This window comes from Fibrivirga algicola (genome assembly GCF_011742925.1).
GTDB classification, from domain to species: domain Bacteria; phylum Bacteroidota; class Bacteroidia; order Cytophagales; family Spirosomataceae; genus Fibrella; species Fibrella algicola.
Genome location: NZ_WAEL01000002.1, coordinates 299,242 through 321,194 on the forward strand (window position 1 = coordinate 299,242; position 21,953 = coordinate 321,194).

Consider the following 21,953-nt stretch of genomic DNA (forward strand, 5'->3'; position numbering starts at 1 on the left):
TACATTCCTATTCCATCCAACCAAACCTGTCACGTATGCGCTCACGGTTTACCAATGCCATTATCCTCCCCTTTCTGATCGCGCTTGGCTATTGCTCTGCTCACGCACAGGCACCCGTTTACGAAACGTTCGATGTCGATTCAGTAGCAGCTCCGCTAGGTGGTCCGTCTATGCTGGAAACGTTCCTGAACGCCAATATGCAGAAACCCTTCATGGCGCAAGTAGCCAACGTGACGGGCAAAGTATACGTCAAAGCCGTTGTTGAACCAAACGGGCGTATATCGGATGTTCAGTTAGTACGCGGTTTCCGGCCCGACTGCAACCAGGAAGCCCTGCGGGCCATGCGCCTGTTCAACGCCTGGAAGCCAGCCATGAAAGCAGGCAAACCCGTACGCCAGTCAATAACGTACCCAGTCACGTTTCGGGCTACGGCCCCCATTCGCTACGAAAATGGAGTGTTGATTGAACAGTTCGACGCCAAATTCAACCCTATCAACACTATTCAGCAAGCAGCCAAACCTGCTTACCAACAGCATACGCCCATTGATACCCTTACCGGCCTGCCAAATGGGGACCTGACGCTGTTTGAAATAAAAGGATCCGGAACCCTGAAAGAAGTGGCTAGAATACCTCTGGCAAAAGTGGCCAACACTCAGCAACAGAATGACGAACCAACATTTCGATTCGGACATAAGGGACCAACAACTGACTGGGTCGGTACGGTCTATACGCTGAGCGAAGATGGTTCCGTGCGCCAGCGTGCGTCTGCTGATATGATGAAAGGCCCGTCGGTGACCTATGACAAGCGCGGCATGGTCAAGTCAATCGATCGGCCCGACGAAGCAGGCTCAACAACGACCTGGCAGCCTAATGGCCTTCTCCTCAGTATTGAAACGAAATACGAAGGCGAACGGAAAGAACTGTACAAACACACACAACTGATGGCCGCCTGGGATAGCACCGGCCATCAACCAATTAAAGATGGCAACGGTCACTACAGGTACGTTAGCAAAGAGAAATCACGCGGCGACTCAACGCAGAAGACCACGTTCATTGAAGAAGGCGACTATAAAGACGGATTCAAAAACGGGCAATGGACAGGTCGTTTCGCCGACGGGTCGTACAGTTACACCGAGCAGTATAACGTTGGAGAAGACCTTGGCGGCACTGCTACATTACCTGGCGGCAAAACAATCAGCTACAAGTCGGCCATGAGTCACCCAACCTATGTGGGCGGCCAACCGGCGATGTATCGGTTTCTGGGGCAAACGATCAGATACCCGGTAGATGCGCAGAAAAAGAACGTGTCTGGAAAAGTTTACATCTCTTTCGTTGTGTGTACCGATGGATCGCTATGCGACTATGACGTATTAAAAGGCCTTTACCCATCTGTCGATAATGAGGCATTACGTACAGTCAAGAAAATGCCAAATTGGGAACCTGGCCTGCTTCGGGGCGAAGCCGTACGGGTGAGGTACAACTTACCGGTTTCGTTCCAGTTAGAGTAGGCTACACTTTCCAGCCGAAAGGACGTACTTTTGCGGCAAGAAAACCGTCAACATGTCGCTAAAGCAAGTTCCGTTAGACGCCGTTCACCGGGCGTTGGGTGCCAAAATTGTTCCTTTTGCGGGCTACGAAATGCCCGTTCGTTATAGCTCCGATCTCGACGAGCACAACACCGTCCGCAACGCCGTCGGCATATTCGATGTCTCGCACATGGGCGAGTTCATGCTGAAAGGGCCCGGTGCCCTAGACCTCATTCAGCGCGTATCGGCCAACGATGCCAGCGTCCTGTTCGACGGGAAGGTGCAGTATTCGTACCTGCCCAACGACCGGGGCGGCGTCATCGACGATTTGCTCGTTTACCGGATTTCGGCGCTCGAATACATGCTCGTGGTTAACGCCTCGAACATCGAGAAAGACTGGAACTGGATCAATCAGTATGCGCCCGAGTACGATGTAGAACTGACCAACATATCCGATGATATGTGTCTCTTTGCCGTTCAGGGGCCATTGGCCGCCAAAGCACTGCAGCCGCTGACCAACGCCCTGCTCGAATCGATGTCGTATTACACCTTCGAGAAAACGGATTTTGCGGGTATGGCCAATGTCATTGTATCGGCAACGGGTTACACCGGCGCGGGAGGCTTTGAGATCTATGTCTCGAATCACCAGGCCGAAGCCGTCTGGAAGGCGATCATGGAAGCAGGTGCGCCCCACGGCATTAAGCCGATCGGCCTCGGCGCCCGCGACACGCTCCGCCTCGAATCGGGTTTCTGCCTCTACGGTAACGACATCACCGACGAAACATCACCGCTGGAAGCAGGCTTGGGCTGGGTGACCAAATTCACGCACAACTTCGTCAACTCCGATGCGCTGAAACAGCAGAAAGACGCTGGCCTTCAGCGTAAACTCGTCGGATTCAGCATGATCGACCGGGGTATTCCGCGTGGCCATTACCAACTCTGTACGGCAGATGGAAAGGTGGTTGGTGAAGTCACCTCCGGCACGCAGTCGCCTACCCTGGGCAAAGGCATTGGCATGGGCTACGTACCCACCGAACTCAGCAAGCCTGGCACCGAGATCTTCGTCAGCGTCCGCGAGAAATTGCTCAAAGCCGAAGTCGTTAAATTGCCATTTCTGAAAAAATAAAAGGGATTAACACAGAGAAACAGAGGCCACACAGAGAACACAGTTATTCGTTTAACAGACAAACTCCGTTTCCTCTGTGTTACCTCTGTTTTTCTGCGTTGAGACTACTTCCTCCTAATGAAACAGATTGACGTTTGCTTAACCCCGGACCTGCTGCACCTGCACACCATCGATAACACGATCGTAGTTGTAGCCGACGTGTTCCGGGCCACTTCCTGCATGGTTACAGCCTTTGCCTACGGCGTAGGAAGCATTATTCCCGTAGCCACCGTCGACGAATGCCGGGCGCTGCAACAGCGCGGTTACCTGGCCGCCGCCGAACGTAACGCACAGACCGTTGAAGGATTCGACCTCGATAACTCGCCATTTAGCTATATGGACGAGCGACTGCAGGGTACCGACATCGCCATGACCACCACCAACGGCACCCTGGCTATCACCCGGTCACGGTCGGCGGTGAAAGTGCTGGTTGGCTCGTTCCTGAACCTCGACGCGATTGCCAGCTACCTACGTACCCAGACCTACGATGTGATGGTGCTTTGCGCGGGCTGGAAAGGCCGGCCAAACCTGGAAGATACCCTCTTCGCTGGTGCATTGGCACACCGCCTTCGCGACGATTACGCCATGCATGAAGACGGCGCTCTGATGGCCCACCGCCTCTACTGCGACGGAAAAGACAACCTGATCGGCTACCTGTCGAATGCTTCGCACCTGCGACGTCTGCAACGGCTCGGTATCCAGAAAGATATTGCTTATTGCCTCCAACATGATCTCTACGACGTTGTTCCTGTATTACGCGGTGGTTCGCTGGTAAAAATGGAAGTATAGAATGGTTTGTCGTTACGTTGCTACGTCAAACCAACTCGTTGGACTACCACACAGAGGGTACTCAGTATAAGCGTAACAACAACGACCAAACCACAAACGGCAAACCAATAAGCTATGAATTTCTCCGACCTATCAACTCTCGTGCAGGAACGGTTTGCGGTTGAAGCCGTTACGACTGGCATGCAGCCCTACCTGATCGTGAAAGCCGATGAGCTGGTAGACATCTGTCGGTTTTTACGAAGCGACGATCGGCTGTTTTTCGACTTGCTGGCCTGCGTCACGGCCATCGATAATGGACCGGAGGCGAATACGATGGAGATGGTGTATAACCTGACCTCAATTCCCTACAAACACGATCTGATGCTGAAGCTAATGATAGCCCGCCAGCACCCGGATGCACCGGATGCTCTTCCCAACGTACCCAGCCTCAGCAGTGTATGGCGCACTGCCGACTGGCACGAACGGGAAGCCTTCGATCTGGTTGGCGTGCAGTTTAGTGGTCACCCCGATCTACGTCGTATTTTGCTTCCCCTCGATTGGGAAGGGCACCCCCTCCGCCGCGACTACAAGGAACCCGAACGATACCACGGCATTTCAACGAAATAATTGTTTAACGTTTGTGGTTTGAGGTTGCACTGCTCAACAACCCAATGGTGACCCAGCAACGCAACCTCAATCCAAAAACGACAAACCTCAAACCAAGAAGTAATGACCCGCCTGCTACAACTTTCTCTCCTACTGCTGACTACGGTTACCGCCGTGGCTCAATCTTCGGTCGATTCAGTTATTGTATCGGGTCAGGTACGTCGGCTGTCGGCGAAACTGTATCGGCAGTCGCCCAACGTGTTAGTCACACGCACGAACATCCTACGGGGTGGCATCGAGCAGGCGTTCCCCGCACCACTCCAGCCCGACGGCAAATTCCGGGTGGCCGTGCCGATCGTGTATCCACAAGAAGAAATGCAGTTTGTAGTGGGCGAGGCCACCACGCCTTTTCTAGCTTCGGCGGGGAACCTGACCATCGATCTCGATAATGATTCGCTGTATGTGGCGGCCATCCCGTTTCAGTTTGGGGGCGTCAATGCACAGGTGAACCAGCAGTTTGCTCAGTACAAAGCCTTCGAAGCGAAAAACAAGCCGGACGAATCAGCCCTGAAACGCCTCTTCAAACGAGCGTCTACAAGCGATGTCAATCAAACATACTCAATTCTTTACCAGGCTTTTACCGAAACATTCAACAAATACGCCGCACAGCAGTCGGTGTTTCCGCTGGTGCGCGATTGGGTGCTCGCCAACGCACACAACGAAGCCGTAGCGTATGTATTCGACAAAGCTGCCCAGGAACAGCGCATGCTGTCTGACAAGCAGTTTAAGGTATTAACAACCGGCCCCATTACCCTCCTGACCGCCAGCCGCGCCTCGGCGCTGAACCGCTTTGGCTCGTATGCAGCCATGGGTATTCAGCTAAACACCCCCACCAGCGGACGCGGCGTCCGGATACGTACGCTGGCGACTCTGCTTGACCAGTACGGCACCGGCCTCACCGAGAATGACCGGCAGCGTTTGGCAGCCTTTCGCGAAACCAACTCGGCCCGCACGGCCGATGTACGGTATCTGTCGAAGCTGATGGAGCGTAACCCCGACACGCTGACCCGGCTACTGACCTACGAAAACGCCATGCAAACCGCCCGCCCCCTGTTTGATAGCGCATCCATCGACTACCTGAAAGGGTACGCACTGAATGCCGTAATCTCAGAGTCGACGCTGACCATGGTTCAGTTGCTCGGGCAGTACATCTACCCGCAGATCGGGAATACGTACCTCAAACAGTCGTTCAGCGACCTGCTTGGTCAGGCGCTGCGCGATACAGCGGTAGTCAGAAAAGCACGCGCGGATTACTTGGTGTTGGAGAAACAGCCGGGCGTAAACAGCGGCGTTGTGAGCGACGGTATTTATGTGACTACAGGCTCGAACCGGAGCGGCGATGAACTGCTGAAAAAGGTGATTGACCAGAATCGGGGCCGGGTGATCTACGTGGTTTTGTGGGGGCCAAACAACGAAGCGGGGCGGCAACTAGCCCGCGACGTCCAGCGACTGAGAGACGTTTTTTCGCCACGTGACTTTACCGTCCTGTACGTCAGCACCAACGATGACGACGATAAACTCTGGCTGGAATCCATCGTTCGCAATCGACTGAAAGGCGAGCACGTACGACTCGCCGAAAATCAGACGTATGCCGCGTTTGCTGCCCTGAATCTGAGCGATCTATCGCCAGTCAGACTGATCACGCCACAGGGAAAGCTGTTCCGGAAAGAAGTATTCCTACCCGACAAGTTCGATCAGTTGGTGCAGCAAATCCAGGCCCAGCTTCGGTAATTCAGTAAGCCGGGAAACACTCGTCAGCTGGACACTACCGGATTTTTACGAACATTTTCAGGCAAAACAGCCATTTCCGGAACGCAGGACGCTTCTTGGTTGCCATCAACTGATCGCGATAGCGGAAGAACGTCATCATCCGAACGTAGTTGTTGCGTAGCGAAAAGCTTTTATAGCTCTGATTCAGCTGCGCCAGTACCTGTTTTTGCTCGGTTAGCTCGGGGGGGCATTTTTCGTACAGAAGTTGCATTCGCTCGCGGATACAGCGCAGTTTCTCGGCCTCGCTTTTCTGCTTGCGCTGCCGCCGAACCCCATCGACCCGATGGGTGATGCCAAATACGTTCTGGCTATGCTGCCGGTAGTCGACCAGTACGTCGGGAATAAAACGGATTGGTTTGTGAAACGTAGCCACGAAGCAAAGCCAGTGGTCGTGTGGCATGCTGGTGGGGAACGGCGTGGTTTGCTGCACCAGTTTTTTCGTGATCAACATGGCGTGGCCCGGAGCGGTGTTCCAGATGGCAAACGCCAGGCAGTTGTCAAAGTCCTGCACCGGCTTAACGTCCGAAATAACCATATCGAGGCTATTCCCCGCTTCGTCGACCAGGCGGGAATCGGCGTACACCAGCTCGCTGTCACCAATGCGGGCAACGAGCGTGCTGATTTTATCGAGGTGCCAGATATCGTCCTGATCACTGGGTGCAATGTACTCGCCCGTAGCCAGTAGCATGCCTTTCTCGAAATTTCGAACGTACCCAATGTTCGTTTCATTGATCACCACCCGCACAAACGGATAGCGCGCGGCATAGCGGGTCAGAATGGTTGCAGTTGCATCGGTCGAGCAATCATCCACCACAACGACTTCCAGATTTGGGTACGTCTGCTGAACAATGCTATCGAGTTGCGCTTCCAGAAAGCGTTCGCCGTTATAGGTGGCCAACACAACCGAAACCAGAGGAAATTGCTGCATAGCTACAAAAGTACGCACTGCACCTTGTTGAGCGCGTAGGAGAACGTACCTAAGCAAAAAAACAGGTCAGCACGAAGTACCCGCGTGGGTGTTGTGCTGACCTGTTTCTGATTAGTGTTTGTCTGTTGTAACGCGTCTACAGCCCTCGTTCGATACCCATTTCCAGGCCCCGCAGTTCGGCCAGGCCCCGTAGCCGACCAATGGCCGTATAGCCGGGGTTGGTACGTTTGGTTGGGTTCAGATCGTCGAGCATGCGGTGGCCGTGGTCGGGGCGAAACGGCATGCGCAGGTCCTGCCGTCCCTCGGCTTCCCGGCGTTTCTGCTCGACTAGCAATGCCTTCATCACCCCATACATATCAACGTCGCCCGCGAGGTGATCGGCTTCGTGGAAATTACCGTCTGCATCGCGCTGTGTGGCCCGGAGGTGTACGAAATTGATCCGATTACCCAGTCGTTCGGCCATACCCGGCAGATCATTGTCAGACCGCACACCGTAGCTGCCCGTGCAGAAACACAAGCCGTTGTGCTTGCTTTCATAGGCCGCCAGCAGTTGCTCGGCATCGCTTTCGGTGCTTACTACGCGCGGCAGGCCCAAAATCGGAAATGGCGGGTCGTCGGGATGAATGGCGAGCAAAACACCCGCATCTTCGGCAACGGGGGTAATTTCTTTCAGGAACGAATACAGATTGGTGCGCAGCGCCGCTTCATCAACTTTGTCGTAGGTGGTCAGCACATCGGCGAAGGCTTCGAGGGTGAAGCTTTCCTCGCTGCCCGGTAGACCGGCAATGATGTTGCGGGTCAGCTTCTGTACTGCTCCTTCATCGGCCCCGTCGAGCCAGGCCTTGGCGCGGGTTAGTTGCTGGGCCGTGTAGCTTTTTTCAGCACCCGGCCGTTTGAGGATGTAGACTTCGAAGGCGCAGAACTCGGTCATATCGAATCGCAGCGCTCGCGACCCGTCGGGCAGTTGGTAATCCAGATCGGTGCGCGTCCAGTCGAGCACGGGCATGAAATTATAGCAAACTGTATCGATACCGCACTGGGCCAGGTTCACTAGACACTCTTTGTAAGTCTCGATATACTGTTTGTAATTGCCCGATGCCTTCTTGATGTCTTCGTGGATGGGTACGCTCTCGACCACCGACCAGACCAGCCCCGCTTGTTCAATTTCATCCTTCCGTTTTTGAATCTCGGCTACCGTCCAGACTTGTCCGTTCGGAATGTGGTGCAGGGCCGATACGATACCCGTTGCGCCTGCCTGGCGCACATCGGCTAAACTGACGGGGTCCTGTGGGCCAAACCATCGCCAGGTTTGTTCTAATGCCATTGGTTATTGATTGACTTAAACGCCTGAAAAAACATGAAAGGCGCCATCGACGCAAACTACTTCACCACTCACGAATCGCGACGCGCCCGACAGCAGCCAGATCAACGTACCCGACAGTTCGTCGGGCTCGCCAAAGCGGCGAAATGGTGTGCTGCGAATCACGGCTTCACCCCGGCTCGTATACGACCCGTCTGGCTGCGTAAGCAGGGCTCGGTTCTGGTGACTGATAAAAAAGCCGGGCGCAATGGCGTTGATCCGTACCCGGTCGCCATACCGGTTGGCCAGTTCAACGGCCATCCAACGGGTGAAATTATCGACAGCGGCTTTGGCCATCGAGTAGCCGAGCACCCGCGTAATGGTCGTTTGCGAAGCCATCGACGAGATATTGATAATACTGCCCCCTTTTTCAGCAATGTGTTTCCCAAAGGTGAACGTGGGCATCATGGTGCCATAGAGGTTTAGGTCGAACACCTTTTTGATCGCCTCCATTTCGACCGAAAAAATATCTTTATCAGGTCCAATTACCGCTTCGGGTACGTTGCCACCAGCCCCATTCACGAGGTTATCAATCCGGCCATAGGTAGCCAGCACAGTGTCACAGGCAGCGTCGAGTTCGGCCTGCACCAGTACGTCGGCGCGAACGAATAGGGCATTGGCGCCGGTTTTCCGAAGCGCTTCCTGCCGCTCCAGGCCCATTTGTTGATTGCGGGCAATCAGCACCACGGTGCCGCCAGCCTGCGCAATGGCTGAGCAAAATGCTTCGCCCAGCACGCCCGTTGCGCCTGTTACGATGGTTACAGTCCCTGTTAGATCAAATGGATTTACGGGTGCTGTGTGTGTTACTTCGGTAGTCATACTATCTGGTTGTGTCCTCAATTACAGCCTAAATAAGCCACTTTCTACTGATGGGCCGCAATATACGCATGGCTGCCCGGTCCCGTAAAAGCGCTTTATTCGTGCATTATTCAGCGCTTGCCTAGGTTGACGGACGCTATAGAGCGCGTTGCTTCTGGTGGTGTATTGCTTTACGAGGTAATACACCGAAACCACCCAGTCATTACTTAGTCAATAGCAGCGGGTTTAGGGAGCAGGTGTTTCTGTACTTTTCCCAGGGCGGTGCGGGGCAGGCTCTCTACCGATACGAAGGCTTTGGGTAATTTGAACGACGCCAGCCCAGCCTGACAGCGGGCCGACAATGCCTCGGCGTCGAACGAGCCATTCGGCACAATATACGCCACCGGTACTTCGCCACGGCGGGCATGCGGCACCCCAACTACGGCTGCTTCGGCTACCTCGGCCTGTTCGAGCAAAAACTCTTCGATTTCGCGGGGGTAGATATTGAAACCACCCGAAATGATCAGGTCGCTTTTCCGGCCCCGCAGCGTAACGTACCCGTCGGCACTGACAACGCCCATATCGCCGGTTTTGAAATAGCCATCGGCCGTAAAGGCTTGCCGGGTGGCGTCGTCGCGCTTCCAGTAACCGGCGCAAACGTTTGGCCCTTTGATGTGCACCTCCCCTTCTTCATCCACTGCCACCTCCTGCCCGTCAGGGTCCAGAATGCGGGCTGAGATGCCGGGCAACGGAAACCCGATGGTGCCGGGACGACGCTCACCAATGTACGGATTGCTGATGTTCATCAGTGTCTCGGTCATGCCATATCGTTCCAGAATGACGTGGCCAAATTTGGCGGCGAACGCTTCCATCACCTGCGCGGGCAACGGGGCCGAACCCGACACGAACAGCCGCATACTGGCACCCAGTTGACGGGCCGTTTCGTCGGGCCAGTCGAGCAGACGGATGTAGATGGTTGGTACGCCGAAGAAAAGCGTTGGCTTGAACTGAAGTAAGTCTTCCGTGGCGGTCTGGTAGTTGAACCGTTCCAGCAACCGCATGCGGCAACCTGACAAGAGCCAGCAGTGAATGCCATTGCCCAGACCGTGCACGTGGAAGAGCGGTAGCGGCAGCCAGAACCGGTCAGCATCGGTGATCTGCCAGCAACTGACCAGATTCACGGCGTTGGCAATGAAATTATTGTGCGTAAGAATAGCGCCTTTCGAGGCTCCCGTCGTACCCGACGTGTATACCAGCGCCGCCGGACTGTCGCCCGTTGTTGGGTTGGCCAAAGCCAGTTCGGTTGTTTGTTGGAATGCTTCTGTGGCCATTTCGGCCATTTCCCAAAATGGAAAGTCGCCGGGTACGTTACCCGATGCAACCAGCGCTTTTGGTTCAGCGTCGGTCAGGATGTGGGTGATCTCGCGTTCCCGATACAGAATGTTGACCGGCACGAAAATGATGCCCAGCCGCAGGCAGGCTAGATATAGCTGAATGAACGTTGGGCTGTTTTCGAGATAAACCGCCAGGCGGTCGCCGGCTTGCAGGCCCCGATCAGCCAGCACGTTGGCCATCTGATTAGCCTGCTCATCCAGTTGGCCAAACGTCCAGCTTTCCGGGCCAAATTCAAGCGCAATAGTAGTCCGCCGCCCCTTGAGCGACAAGTCGAAGAGTTGGGTTAAATTCATTTATCGTTGATTTTTAACGAAACAAGGCAGATAACGAGCGCAAAGACACCGAGGCTAACAAAGGCCGACGTAAACGAGCCGGTCAGGTCCGTGATCTTGCCAACCAGCGGTGCGCCGACCAGAATCATCACAATCCCCAGCATGTTCACCAAGCCCATTGCCGCCCCGCCTCGACCAGGGAACAGAGCTACCGCCCGGTTGAACAGCGACGCGTAGGGCAGGCCGCAGCCTACACCTAGCAGCCCAATACCGAGCAGGGCAACAGCCAGCGAGTTACCCGAAACGGCCAGCAAGAAGCAGCCAACAGCGTTCATCAGCAAACTCACCAGCAGTAGTTTTCGAACGCCTACTGTACCGACTAGCTGCCCGCCCCACGGCCGGGAAAAGATGCCAATCAGCAAGACTAACGAAGCAATAAAGCTGATGAGCAGCTTAGTTTCCGGCTTCTCACCAAGCTGCTCTTTCAGCAGGGTGGTTGTCCACGTACCGACCACGATCACCAGGCCAAACGATGCCATCTGCACTAGCCCCAGCAACCAGAGCTGCCCGTGCGACAGCATTTTCAGCAAACTTCCCGCCGCGTGCTTATGTACGGTTGCTTCAGGGGCCGCAAACAGGCACAATACCAACACAGACAAGGCCACCAGCGCGGTAGAAATAAACGCACCCGGCCAGCCGAACGCTTCGGCCAGGCGCGGTACGGCAAAAATCACAAAGCCCGACCCCAGCAGCACCGAACCACCGTAGTAGCCCTGCGCCATGTGCAGGCGACTGGTCGGCAGTACCTGCGTCAGGTAGCGCGCTCCCGCTACAAAACTGCTGCCCGTTCCCAGGCCCGTCACAACTTTCCAGAACAACAATTGATTGTAGCTGGTAGCGAAGGAGATGCCGAAGTTGCCCAGACAAACCACGGCCAGCGCTATCAGCAATACCCGCCGTCCGCCGTAAGTGTCAGCCAGGTGTCCACCCGGAATCTGCATCAGGGCATGGGTCAGGAAAATACCGGTTGTCAGCAGGCCCGCCATAGCTTTGGTGACGCCAAACTCCTTGATGAGTAAAGGTACCAGCGGCGCGTGGTTGGTGTAATTGCACGAAAAAGCAAAGGCAACCGAACAGGCGCAAAGCAAAATCAGGGCTTCGCTCCGGACAGCGGCCTGCGGGTCAAGGTTGGCTTCCGTAGTAGGTGCGTTCATGACTTAAAAAGTAGACGGTTTAGGTTTTCCTTAATAAGCACAGCCCAGCATTTATATCCTGCTTCGTTGAGGTGAAGCGTGTCCGCATCCTACACTGATGGAATAGATTTTCCCTCGTGGCCGAAAAACAGGGGGGGATAATTTCGTGGAAAAATAGCGTAGGCGCTTGAGCACCTGGCTGCTGAGCTAACAAGTCGAAGACACGCTCAAACAACAGACGATCGGTGGTTTCCTTAGACAACATGGCCCAGACAGCATAGCTAGTAAATGCCCTGCTCGAATGCCCATTGGAGCAGTAACTGAGTGTCAGGCAACGTACCTGAACTTTCGGCGCAACAGTAGGTCAGCAGTTCACCTGATCGAGCCGTACCCGATGGGTCGGTGCCGATTTCGGTAGGCGAGCGGTGTGTTGTTGTGAACGTACCGGCTCAGTGCGCTGCATCACGCTGGTGAGCAGGCTGTCCAGTGCTGCCAGCACAAAGGGCCGCTTCGGCATGGAATTGATCACCTGCAGGTCTTCCCAAAACGTTGATTCTTCATTCATAAACCGGAATAGAACGGCTGGCTTGTTATGAGTGAACAAGCGGGTAAATAGATCAACCGCCGGAATCCGATGGTGAATCAGTACGTTTAGAAATACCGTATCCAGAGCGCGTTTTACCCAGCTACGTACCTCGCCAGTCTGGAGCGTGGGCGTCCCCGTTTTCACCCAATTGTCGACCAGGCCCCGCAGGCACTCCTGGGTACGTTGGAAGGTGTAGCCGGTTGACGGCCTGGTGTAGCCGCCTGCCATTCCAATCCGCAGTACGTGCCCGCCCGGCTGCACTGGGGGCAATTCATCAGTCATCGGAATAACACCCCGCTCGGTTTCCTGAATCCGGTAACCGCCGGTATCGATAAACGTGCTGATATAGCGGCGGAGCGCATCGGTATACTCAGCGTCGGCCAACACTTGCTGCCCGAAAACCGTGTATTCAACGAGTGCAGTACGTTTGTCGAAAGGCAAGAGGTAAAAGAATCGGCAATCATTGAGCTGCGGTACCCGAAAATCCATGATTCGGGGTGTACTAACGTCGAAGCAATCATATTCGGTAGTGATCACCCATCCCTTGAAATGTTGGAGTAAGTGCTGTGTGCCGGGACGATTGGTACTCAGCGGACTGACGCTATCGAACACGTACCGGCCCAGGTACGTGGTGTTGCCTGCCCGTACCACACCGCCGCCCGCCGTTTCATGTATGTCGTTAACCGTGGCGTATTCAATATGCAGATTGGGTAAGTTGGCCAGTTGCCCCCGGGCAAACGCATAGAAATCAATGCCTCGCAACATTTTGTAGGTCGACTGACCGAGGGGTAACAAACGCGACGCCTTTTTACCGACAAATGCCACTTGCTGCCAGCTTCGGAACAAGATTGACTCAAACGGACCCGGCTCTGACTCCCAGAAACACCAGGTTCGATCATTGCGGTCTTTAGGCTCCCGGTCGATCAGCAGGATGGAGCTATTCCGCAGGGGCGACTGGCTAAGGTAATAACATAAACTCAGGCCAGCCATGCCACCACCCGCAATGATGATGTCGTACCGTTTCATAATCAGTAAGTTGTAGCTACGGAGGGAAATCTGATTGGCAAAAGGGCCCGTCTCTGGGTGAGATGGGCCCTTTTTTAGTCTGTTGATGACGTGTAATTGCTTAGGCAGCAACCGTAGTGGCTTTCACTAATTTCGCCTCGTTTTGTGTCGAGGTCATTGCCGCACCGTATACCACCAGACCGAAACCGATTTTATTCACTGCATCAGCGATGTTGTAAATCAGGTCCAGGTTCAGGCCCATTCCTGCCAGCAGGTTACCAGGCATGGCCATGTAGCCAATTGGGTAGATAGCCCAACCAATGATAGCGAAGTTGCGGAGCAACCGAACGGCTTTGCTTACTTCAGGATTAGCCGAAGCGTCGGCTACTTTCTTCACGTCACCGGCTGTTGCTTCATAAATTACACCGAGGTAACCCAGCGTTGAGATAAAGCCCCACATGATCGTACGATCAGGCTGAATGGCTTCGCCAATGTAGCCCGCTACGAGCATAAGCACCGAGTAGGCGACCAACTTGTACAGGGTAGTCACTTTACCGCCGTAAGGCTTGATGAGCAGGTAGAATTCTACGCACATCAGGGGTACAGTCAGCGTCCAGTCGATATACCGGAATTCAGTTGGCGACGTGTGGGTGTTGAGCCATACATCCCGCATGTAGAAGTAATGGACTGAGGCAATCATAGTGATGAGGCCCGAGATCAGCAGGGACGTTTTCCACTTACCATCTACCTGGCTGCGTTCCATGAAGAAGAACACGGAGGCGGCAAACATCGACATATAGCCGGTGAAGAAGGTGAAGCCGATTACATCACCTGGCTGGAGAGCTTCCAGCAGAATTGAACTTAGCTGATTAAGCATAAAAGTACAGAATGTGTTAAGATGGTTACTAGTTACATGATCTGTTCCAGGCACCCGCCTTGAAACAGTACAATTGATTACTTAAATATAAATACATCATTTGATCGTGTTTTGTTTAGCTTTATTTAAAATAAATTAAACAAAACAAGAAAAAACCCTGCATCACCATAAGTAATTATGACAAAGCAAGGCCTTTATAATCAATATTATTTAAATAGAATAATACTTTAATTAACTCATTTTCAATTATTTATATTTATTATTCAACTGATGCATGACCTGGATATGCGGTAGAGTGATTGTAGACAAAACAATAAACAAAGTAGGTATTGGATCGAGGGTAGGCACGTATATTTTCCAGGCAATTGTACACGTACCTAAAAACAAGAAGGCGGCGACAGTCAACGGCATGGCTTGCCACCATAAGTGCCACGCCGAATGCAACGATGAGCCAGGTAAGCTAAGGTAGGCTCGAATGCTTCCGAACGAGCTGAGGGCGTGCCAGCCCGCGAAGTACAGAATGAAAGCCGGTAGCAGCGGAAGTGGGTAAGTTAGCAGCAGTATTACCCCCAACCGAAGCAGTCGCCCACCGTTTATAGCTATGGGGCGCTGCCAGTACGACAGCCCGATAAGGGTCATAAGTAGAGCAGTGATGCCAGTCATTACAGCGGCAGTATGCCTGGTTAGGTACGTCCAGACCTGAATCGTGTACGGGTCTCCCTGCACAATGCGGGCTATGATGGGATTTACCTCCTGCCAGTGGGTGAGCAAAATAAACGCCAGCACCCAACCGCCACAGACAAACCGGGCCAGTGACCATAAAACGGTAGCGGGTGCATTCTCAAGGTCGGTTTCGCCAAAATGCCAGGCTGAGATGACCAGAAAAACAACCAGACTCCCAACCGGCGATACGAGCCATCCAACCCCATAGGCTGCAATCAGTAGCAGGTATTTAAGAATAAACCAGCCCATCGAAAACGGCCGGTTTGCCTGTGCGCTCCGTCGCTGCTCAATAAGATGGTCAAGTGCCCCATGCGGAATACCCGCCGCCAGCAACAGCAATAGACATACCACAAATTGCACCAGCAACGGTAGTGGCCCTACCCCATACTGGTAGCTAATGAGCAATACCCCCACCAACATGGTCAGGTACGTAGGCGTTTGCAGGATCAGGTTACGGAGTTGTATAGGCATAGAGTAGGTCGGTGGCAGGTACATTACCGCGCTGCATTGCCTGAATGGTCCTACAGCCGCAACGTGGATAGGCAAGTTAAGCAAGACACTCAGAAACAGGACACTGACACGATTCCATCTCCCAGGTATATTGGCCGCTTATTCCACAGTGTAACTCGATGTCTTAGCGTGTAGCCACAAAAAAAGCCCATCATTTCAAGCGTGATTCGAATCGCATCAGCGAACAGCCAGGACTACTTACTGCCACGCAGCCACAATAGCTAAAAAACAAAAAAGCCAATCATTTCTGATTGGCTTTGGTCGGGAAGGCGGGATTCGAACCCACGACCTCTTGCACCCCATGCAAGCACGCTACCGGACTGCGCTACATCCCGTTTTGGAGTTGCAAAGATAGTAAAGCAGGTTCAATGCACAAAGTAAAAGGGCGTTGCCAAAGCTAAATTTTGCCTGGCAACGCCCTTATAATATGCACTCAACTACTAGCCTTTCTTCGGATCAAGGGCGCTCTGAATACGCGCCTGAATGTCGGCCAGGTGATATTTGCTCATCGTGTCTGCCTGACGGGGCATAGCCGCTGCAATACTACGCTGCAGGCCGGTTAACTGACCACGAACAACCGACATGATATCTGACTTGCGAATGTCTGTTACCGGACCAGCATTGAACCGGAAACCGGCACCACCACCTGCAACAACCGTTGCACCCGACGAGGCAGGTGTGTTCAATACGGCGATCAGCTTCTCTACATAAGCTTTCTGTAGGTTCCGACGGTAGATGTCAATTGACTTACCCGTTGCCAGCTCTGAATAAATGCCGTTCTGCAGATCACCCATAAACTCGATGAGTGTGTAGCTTGGCGTGCCAGCTTTAGCCAGCGAACCCGAACCCGTTTCGATCAGGCGCGATAGTCGACCCACATCGGTCAGGCTGTTCAGTGTAGTCTCCTGCAACGTCCGAATGTAGTCGATGCCCTGATCGGCCCGTACCAGCGGCATGATCTTCGGATCGAGAATCCAGGTCGGAGTCTGGAACAGTTGTGTATTCAGGAAGTTCATGGCTTCCTTCTGCAAAGCGCGGGGCGTTGGTTCATACACCATCATACCCGTTTGATCATAGGTACGTGGGGTTTCGTAGATACCACCAACGTACTTGGTTACGTGGCCCATATACCGGCGAAACTGACCAACCACTTCACCGTACATTTCGCGCAACTTGTCGTAATCTTCAGCCTCTTCCTTGGTCCATTCGGGCAGGTTTGGCATGATCCGCTTTAGGTTTTTAATACCATATTCGCTGGCCTTCATGGCGTTGTCGCCTAGATCTTCGCTCTGCGAACGGGGGTCCATCGGGTTAATTTCAGTACCAAACCAGTAGCGTGGATCTTTCTCGTGGCTCTTCACCCAACCATTCAGCACCAGCTTATCGGCGGCAGCATCTTTGGTATCGTAAACAGGCTTGTAGCCCCACTCGACCGCCCAGATGTCGTAGGTACCAATACGGGGAAACAGATCGGTGATGCCATCTTCAGGCTGTGCTACGTAGTTGAAACGGGCATAGTCCATGATTGACGCCGTGTGGCCGTTTTGCGCGATAAATGCTTTGTCGCGCAGTTTTTCAACCGGTGTGGCGTGGCTCGATCCGAAGTTGTGGCGCAGACCAAGGGTATGGCCTACTTCATGGCTCGACACGAACCGGATCAGTTGCCCCATCAGTTCATCGTCAAACTTAGGCTTGCGGGCGCGGGCGTCTACAGCGGCGCCCTGTACTACATACCACTTCCGCAGCAGGTTCATCACGTTGTGGTACCAGCCGATGTGGCTCTCGATGATCTCACCCGAACGTGGGTCATTTACGTTTGGCCCATAGGCGTTTTCGATGTCAGAGGCGAAATAACGGATTACTGAGTACCGGGCATCTTCGAGGCTGAGCGTCGTATCGGCGCGGTTCCAGTCCTTAGCAATGATGGCGTTTTTCCAGCCTGCCTTCTCAAAAGCTTTCTGCCAGTCGGCTACCCCCGCTTTTAGGAACGGACGCCATTTAGTTGGTGTGGCCGGATCGATGTAATACACGATCTGCTTCTTTGGCTCAATCAGCTCACCTTTTTTCTGACGCTCGGCATCGGCGTCATTCTTAGGTTCTAAACGCCACCGAACGGCGAACGTTTCGTCTTCGGTCCGCTGCGAATTATCATCGTAAACGGTATAGTTGTTGGCAAAGAAACCAACGCGGCTGTCAAAGAGACGCTTACGCATGGGCTCTTTCGGCAGCAGGATCATCGACGTATTAATTTCCATCGTTACAGCCCCCGCATCATTGCCACCAGGCAGGCTCACCGTCTGTTGCGGCGACGGGATTGGCGAGAATGGAGTTGGCGTGGTGTTCACGTTGAACGTCTTCGTAACCCGTACTTCCGTGTTGATCGGGTACGACTTCACCGTCTGGATAAACGATCGGTCGGCGGCGGCCGTGGTGATCCGGTAACGCGACTTAGTAGCTGGTGTCAGGGATACAACCTGGTTGTCGTTTCGGAAGAAATCCGTCACGTCGATCACCGATGAGGTATCTCTACGTACAGCCCGCAGATCAAACGCTGCCGCAATGGGCTCAACGTTCGAGTTGCGAACGGCCTGTGAAATAGGCAGGGTATCACCAGTAGCTGTAGCCACGTTGATGTAGCTTACAACACGCAACAACAACCGACGATCCGGACCACGCTCCCAACGGAGCACCTGCCGGTTGGCCAGTTCACCACCGTAACCAGCACCCGTTGGGGCTTTGGCAATACGGGTAATCGCCATGAACTCACGGCCAAGCAGCGAGTCAGCAATCTCCAGGTAATATTTATCATCGACCTGGTGAGCAGTAAATAACCCCCGACTGGTTTTAGCAGCGCGGGTGATTACCTCACGATAGGGTCTGATAGCAGCGCGGGGCGGACCGGCAGCTGTTGGTGACGCGGTATTGGCAACCGGTGTGGTTGCTGTAGCCGACGTGGGGGCACTGGGGCGATTCTGCGCCATCGTCATCGATGCGCAAAGAGCCAGTCCCGTCGCGTAAAGCGCTTGGGTAACTTTGAGATTCATGAAAATGTGTTTGTTGGTAATTGGGTATTGGGTGGGTAAAAACGGTAGCCCAACTGGCTGGTAAGTAGAAAGCAGGCAATCACAATAAATGCCAGTCTCTCCCAGGCTGGCATTTATTGTGACTACGTGAAAATCTGGTTAACGTCGCTGACCAGATCCCTGCTGAGCTGGCGGTGTACCCCCAGCTTGTTTCTGTTGCTGCATTGGGTTAGGGCCCTGCGGACCAAATCCACCCGGACGCTGCTTAAACAATTGCAGCCGTGTTGGCTTAGCTACACGCGGGAACGAGTTGTTCTCAGTATCAATGTCGGCGATCTCCTGATAGGGGTCAAGCGTCCACTGTGTTACCTTTTTGCTCGTTGCAAACACCTTGTTGATCTGGTTGGTATTATACCGCCAAATCTCGGCCGGGAGACGGGCTACCGAATCAGTGCCATCTTCAAACTCCATCCGGATAATTACCGGCATTGGAATTCCACCTCTGTTTTTCAGGGTCAGCGTGTAGAAGTTCTGTTTCGTTTCCAGCAGGTTACGCTCGTCCGGTGTCAGCGTAGCCAGGTAATCCTGGTACTTCTTCTTATCTGCATCGGTAACGGCAAACTGGTCATAGCGGTTGTAGAAGTCCATCATGGTTGAGTCCTGGGCCACAACGGTCTCTTTTTGCGTAGCGGCATCGCGCTGTTTGGCAACGGTATTCATCCGGCGCTTGTAGGCTTCGCGGGCCTCAGCTTTTACCACTTCCGGGTTTTGCGAACTTGGCTGATACCAGTCTACTTCCACCAGATCCTGGTCTACAGCTTCGACACCGAAGAACCAGCCTTTCCAGAACCAGTCAAGGTCTACGCTTGATGCATCCTCCAGGGTACGGAAGAAGTCAGCCGGCTCAGGTGACTTGAATGCCCACCGACGAGCATATTCCTTAAAGGCATAGTCGAACAGTTCGCGACCCATCACAGTCTCACGCAAAATGTTCAGAGCTGTGGCTGGTTTAGCGTACGCGTTGGCACCCAGGTTAATTACATTGTCAGACGACGACATAATTGGCGATAGTACTGCTTTGTCAGACTTCATGTAGTCGACAATGTATTGTGGCTCGCCCCGACGGCTTGGGAAGTTATAATCCCACTCTTTCTCGGCCAGATATTGGCAAAACGTATTTAGCCCTTCATCCATCCAGCTCCACTGCCGTTCGTCGGAGTTAACAATCATTGGGAAGAAGTTATGCCCTACCTCGTGGATGATCACGCCGATCATACCTGCTTTTGTTTGCTCAGAATAGGTGCCATCAGCTTCCGGGCGACCACCGTTGAATGAGATCATCGGATATTCCATACCACCACCGGCTGTAGCGTGGCACGAGATAGCTACCGGGTATGGGTACTTGATAGTGCGGTTACCATACGATTTCAATGTATGTTCAACTACGCGTGTCGAATATTGACCCCACAGCGGATTACCTTCCTTGGCATAATACGACATGCTCCAGATTTTCTTGCCATCACCGTATACGTCGGTCTGCATGGCATCCCAGATAAAGCGGCGGCTGCTGGCAAAAGCAAAGTCACGTACGTTATCGGCTTTATACACCCACGTTTTCGTCGACTTTGTGTCTTCCGGTTTCGCTTTGCTGGCTGCGTCGGCCTCATCCTGTGTAACAATAACTACCGGCGATTTGCTGGTGGCCGCCTGTGCAAAACGTTTTTGCTGCGTAGCTGACAGAACCTGTTTGTAGTTCAGACACTCGCCTGTGGCTCCCACCACATGGTCGCTGGGTACAGTGATCGCTACCTTGTAGTTTCCGAAAATCAGCGTGAATTCACCAGTGCCCAAAAACTGCTTGTGCTGCCAGCCATTTACGTCATTGTAAGCACAAAGACGCGGAAACCAGTGAGCAATGAAGTAGTTGCTGTTACCATCTTTAAATTTCTCATACCCGCTACGACCGTAGTATTCGGTAACGAAGTAATTCCAGTCTACATTGAACGAAAATGACGTACCTGGCTTCATCGGCGTGGGCAGATCAATCCGCATCATGGTCTGATTGATCGTGTAGGGGAGCGTCTGACCTGTTTTGGTCGTCACCTTCGTAATCTTATAGCCAAATTTATCGCTAGCCTGCTGCTGGCTCCGCTCGCGCACCGAGGTCAGGTTTTGCAACTGGGCAAAGGTCATCCCCGTTTCGGGCACTGCACCGGTGCGGGTTATGCTGCTGGTAGATCCTTTGGCAAATAGGTTCTGGTCGAGTTGCAGCCAGATGTAGCGTAGTTCGTCGGTCGAGTTGTTGAAATACGTTACAGTTTCTGAGCCAATAATTTTCTGCTGAGCATCATCGAGCGTGACTTTGATGTCATAATCGGCACGATTTTGGAAGTAATCTTTACCAGGAGCGCCAGCAGCCGTGCGGAAGGTATTTGGCGTAGGCAGCGCAGGGCCCATCTGCTCAAACTTGTCATTGGCACTAAACGATGATGGAGCTGTTTGGGCAAAGGCCCGTTCGCCAACCAGCAGAGCCAGGGCTATCGTTAGCACCGACCCAATTGTGTGTCGCATAGAAGTAGGTTTGTTCATGAAATACAGCCTTAAAAATACGGAAAAAGCGGATAAACAGTGTTTCCACATGTTAACCGCTCATCACAAAAGAGAATATCCCAACTAATTATTCGTCAAATCGCTTAAACGAAGTAAAAAATTGGGTTTATCCGCCCAGCGCAGCCCATTACCATTCTGAATACCAGTTGAAAGAACGTACCTACTTCGTTACCAGTGGGTTTGCCATAATGAGGGAGATAGCCATTCCCGCCACAATTCCAGACACGATAAGGGTCCAGCGCAGGCGACTACTTTGGGGAATCATCAATACCAGGTACGTTATAGTTAGCACAATACCCACGATCAACAGTTGACCAAGTTCCAGCCCGATGTTGAACGCCAGCAGGGGCTTCACGATATCGGCTTCCCGACCAAGCAGGCTGCGTAGGTAGTTCGAAAAACCCATGCCGTGGATTAAGCCAAAGAGTAAGGCCAGTGCATACCGCCACGGGCGTTTCTCTTTTCGGGCTGATGTAAGCAGCCTCGATTTCGGTTCCTGGTAAAAGAAGTTAGCGAAAGCAGTAATGAGGATCGTAATCGGGATAAGTAGCTCAATCACATCCGTTCGGTATTGAATGAGATTAAGTGTTGCCAGCGCGAGTGTAACAGAATGACCGATTGTGAAGGCAGTGACTAAAATAAGCACCTGCCGCCATTCACTGAGGATGTACACCGCACACAGCGCCACAACAAACAGGATATGATCGTAACCGCTCGGATCAGTGATGTGGTCGAAACCCAGGCGCAGGTAGATAAAGAAGTCGCTCATACTGGCAAA

General features: G+C 53.2%; 16 protein-coding genes and 1 tRNA gene. 5 read left to right on the top strand and 12 right to left on the bottom strand.

Annotation, left to right across the window (positions count from 1 at the left end; genetic code table 11):
• Positions 1 to 35: 35 nt before the first annotated feature.
• From F7231_RS06480 to F7231_RS06500, 5 genes are all read left to right on the top strand, one after another.
• Entirely contained in the window at positions 36 to 1,508 is a 1,473-nt protein-coding gene (locus F7231_RS06480) for an energy transducer TonB (protein WP_166691334.1), read from the top strand.
• A gap of 52 nt (positions 1,509 to 1,560) precedes the next feature.
• Positions 1,561 to 2,652, top strand: a complete 1,092-nt coding sequence (gene gcvT, locus F7231_RS06485) for a glycine cleavage system aminomethyltransferase GcvT (RefSeq protein WP_166691335.1) — start codon at positions 1,561 to 1,563, stop codon at positions 2,650 to 2,652.
• 117 nt (positions 2,653 to 2,769) lie between these two features.
• Positions 2,770 to 3,480 carry a 2-phosphosulfolactate phosphatase gene (locus tag F7231_RS06490; protein ID WP_085412305.1) on the top strand — a complete coding sequence of 237 codons (711 nt, stop codon included), beginning with the start codon at positions 2,770 to 2,772 and terminating at the stop codon, positions 3,478 to 3,480.
• A 114-nt stretch (positions 3,481 to 3,594) separates the two neighbouring features.
• Positions 3,595 to 4,086: an NADH-quinone oxidoreductase subunit C gene (locus F7231_RS06495; RefSeq protein WP_166691336.1), complete on the top strand. Its 492-nt coding sequence runs from the start codon at positions 3,595 to 3,597 to the stop codon at positions 4,084 to 4,086.
• 102 nt (positions 4,087 to 4,188) lie between these two features.
• Positions 4,189 to 5,856, top strand: a complete 1,668-nt coding sequence (locus F7231_RS06500; RefSeq protein ID WP_166691337.1) for a hypothetical protein — start codon at positions 4,189 to 4,191, stop codon at positions 5,854 to 5,856.
• A 34-nt stretch (positions 5,857 to 5,890) separates the two neighbouring features.
• Here F7231_RS06500 and F7231_RS06505 read toward each other — a convergent pair whose 3' ends face one another.
• The 12 genes from F7231_RS06505 to F7231_RS06560 form a co-directional block, all read right to left on the bottom strand.
• Positions 5,891 to 6,823: a glycosyltransferase family 2 protein gene (locus tag F7231_RS06505; protein ID WP_166691338.1), complete on the bottom strand. Its 933-nt coding sequence runs from the start codon at positions 6,821 to 6,823 to the stop codon at positions 5,891 to 5,893.
• Positions 6,824 to 6,959: 136 nt separating this feature from the next.
• On the bottom strand, positions 6,960 to 8,147 hold the full coding sequence (gene uxuA, locus F7231_RS06510; RefSeq protein WP_085412301.1) for a mannonate dehydratase: 1,188 nt from the start codon (positions 8,145 to 8,147) through the stop codon (positions 6,960 to 6,962).
• Between the two features lie 15 nt (positions 8,148 to 8,162).
• Positions 8,163 to 9,002 (bottom strand): SDR family oxidoreductase, encoded by an 840-nt coding sequence (locus F7231_RS06515; protein ID WP_166691339.1) that lies wholly within the window; start codon positions 9,000 to 9,002, stop codon positions 8,163 to 8,165.
• 206 nt (positions 9,003 to 9,208) lie between these two features.
• Entirely contained in the window at positions 9,209 to 10,669 is a 1,461-nt protein-coding gene (locus tag F7231_RS06520) for an AMP-binding protein (protein ID WP_166691340.1), read from the bottom strand.
• Positions 10,666 to 11,862, bottom strand: coding sequence for an MFS transporter (locus F7231_RS06525; RefSeq protein WP_166691341.1), 1,197 nt, complete (start codon positions 11,860 to 11,862; stop codon positions 10,666 to 10,668). The genes F7231_RS06520 and F7231_RS06525 overlap by 4 nt, the downstream gene beginning before the upstream one ends.
• A 343-nt stretch (positions 11,863 to 12,205) precedes the next feature.
• Positions 12,206 to 13,453 carry a lycopene cyclase family protein gene (locus F7231_RS06530; RefSeq protein WP_166691342.1) on the bottom strand — a complete coding sequence of 416 codons (1,248 nt, stop codon included), beginning with the start codon at positions 13,451 to 13,453 and terminating at the stop codon, positions 12,206 to 12,208.
• A gap of 100 nt (positions 13,454 to 13,553) precedes the next feature.
• Positions 13,554 to 14,309, bottom strand: coding sequence for a bacteriorhodopsin-like (locus tag F7231_RS06535; RefSeq protein ID WP_085412296.1), 756 nt, complete (start codon positions 14,307 to 14,309; stop codon positions 13,554 to 13,556).
• A gap of 246 nt (positions 14,310 to 14,555) precedes the next feature.
• Positions 14,556 to 15,503, bottom strand: coding sequence for a Brp/Blh family beta-carotene 15,15'-dioxygenase (locus F7231_RS06540; RefSeq protein WP_166691343.1), 948 nt, complete (start codon positions 15,501 to 15,503; stop codon positions 14,556 to 14,558).
• A gap of 297 nt (positions 15,504 to 15,800) precedes the next feature.
• Positions 15,801 to 15,877, bottom strand: a tRNA-Pro gene (locus tag F7231_RS06545).
• A 105-nt stretch (positions 15,878 to 15,982) separates the two neighbouring features.
• On the bottom strand, positions 15,983 to 18,586 hold the full coding sequence (locus tag F7231_RS06550; RefSeq protein WP_085412295.1) for a zinc-dependent metalloprotease: 2,604 nt from the start codon (positions 18,584 to 18,586) through the stop codon (positions 15,983 to 15,985).
• Positions 18,587 to 18,724: 138 nt separating this feature from the next.
• Positions 18,725 to 21,136 carry a M1 family metallopeptidase gene (locus F7231_RS06555; protein WP_166691344.1) on the bottom strand — a complete coding sequence of 804 codons (2,412 nt, stop codon included), beginning with the start codon at positions 21,134 to 21,136 and terminating at the stop codon, positions 18,725 to 18,727.
• 199 nt (positions 21,137 to 21,335) lie between these two features.
• A complete protein-coding gene (locus F7231_RS06560; RefSeq protein WP_166691345.1) occupies positions 21,336 to 21,944 on the bottom strand; it encodes a HupE/UreJ family protein in 609 nt (202 codons plus the stop codon).
• Positions 21,945 to 21,953: the final 9 nt, after the last annotated feature.

Bases quoted from the DNA above. Each gene is read 5' to 3' on its own strand.
- F7231_RS06480 (WP_166691334.1), top strand. From the start codon at position 36: ATGCGCTCACGGTTTACCAATGCCATTATCCTCCCCTTTCTGATCGCG.
- gcvT (WP_166691335.1), top strand. From the start codon at position 1,561: ATGTCGCTAAAGCAAGTTCCGTTAGACGCCGTTCACCGGGCGTTGGGT.
- F7231_RS06490 (WP_085412305.1), top strand. From the start codon at position 2,770: ATGAAACAGATTGACGTTTGCTTAACCCCGGACCTGCTGCACCTGCAC.
- F7231_RS06495 (WP_166691336.1), top strand. From the start codon at position 3,595: ATGAATTTCTCCGACCTATCAACTCTCGTGCAGGAACGGTTTGCGGTT.
- F7231_RS06500 (WP_166691337.1), top strand. From the start codon at position 4,189: ATGACCCGCCTGCTACAACTTTCTCTCCTACTGCTGACTACGGTTACC.
- F7231_RS06505 (WP_166691338.1), bottom strand. From the start codon at position 6,823: ATGCAGCAATTTCCTCTGGTTTCGGTTGTGTTGGCCACCTATAACGGC.
- uxuA (WP_085412301.1), bottom strand. From the start codon at position 8,147: ATGGCATTAGAACAAACCTGGCGATGGTTTGGCCCACAGGACCCCGTC.
- F7231_RS06515 (WP_166691339.1), bottom strand. From the start codon at position 9,002: ATGACTACCGAAGTAACACACACAGCACCCGTAAATCCATTTGATCTA.
- F7231_RS06520 (WP_166691340.1), bottom strand. From the start codon at position 10,669: ATGAATTTAACCCAACTCTTCGACTTGTCGCTCAAGGGGCGGCGGACT.
- F7231_RS06525 (WP_166691341.1), bottom strand. From the start codon at position 11,862: ATGAACGCACCTACTACGGAAGCCAACCTTGACCCGCAGGCCGCTGTC.
- F7231_RS06530 (WP_166691342.1), bottom strand. From the start codon at position 13,453: ATGAAACGGTACGACATCATCATTGCGGGTGGTGGCATGGCTGGCCTG.
- F7231_RS06535 (WP_085412296.1), bottom strand. From the start codon at position 14,309: ATGCTTAATCAGCTAAGTTCAATTCTGCTGGAAGCTCTCCAGCCAGGT.
- F7231_RS06540 (WP_166691343.1), bottom strand. From the start codon at position 15,503: ATGCCTATACAACTCCGTAACCTGATCCTGCAAACGCCTACGTACCTG.
- F7231_RS06550 (WP_085412295.1), bottom strand. From the start codon at position 18,586: ATGAATCTCAAAGTTACCCAAGCGCTTTACGCGACGGGACTGGCTCTT.
- F7231_RS06555 (WP_166691344.1), bottom strand. From the start codon at position 21,136: ATGCGACACACAATTGGGTCGGTGCTAACGATAGCCCTGGCTCTGCTG.
- F7231_RS06560 (WP_166691345.1), bottom strand. From the start codon at position 21,944: ATGAGCGACTTCTTTATCTACCTGCGCCTGGGTTTCGACCACATCACT.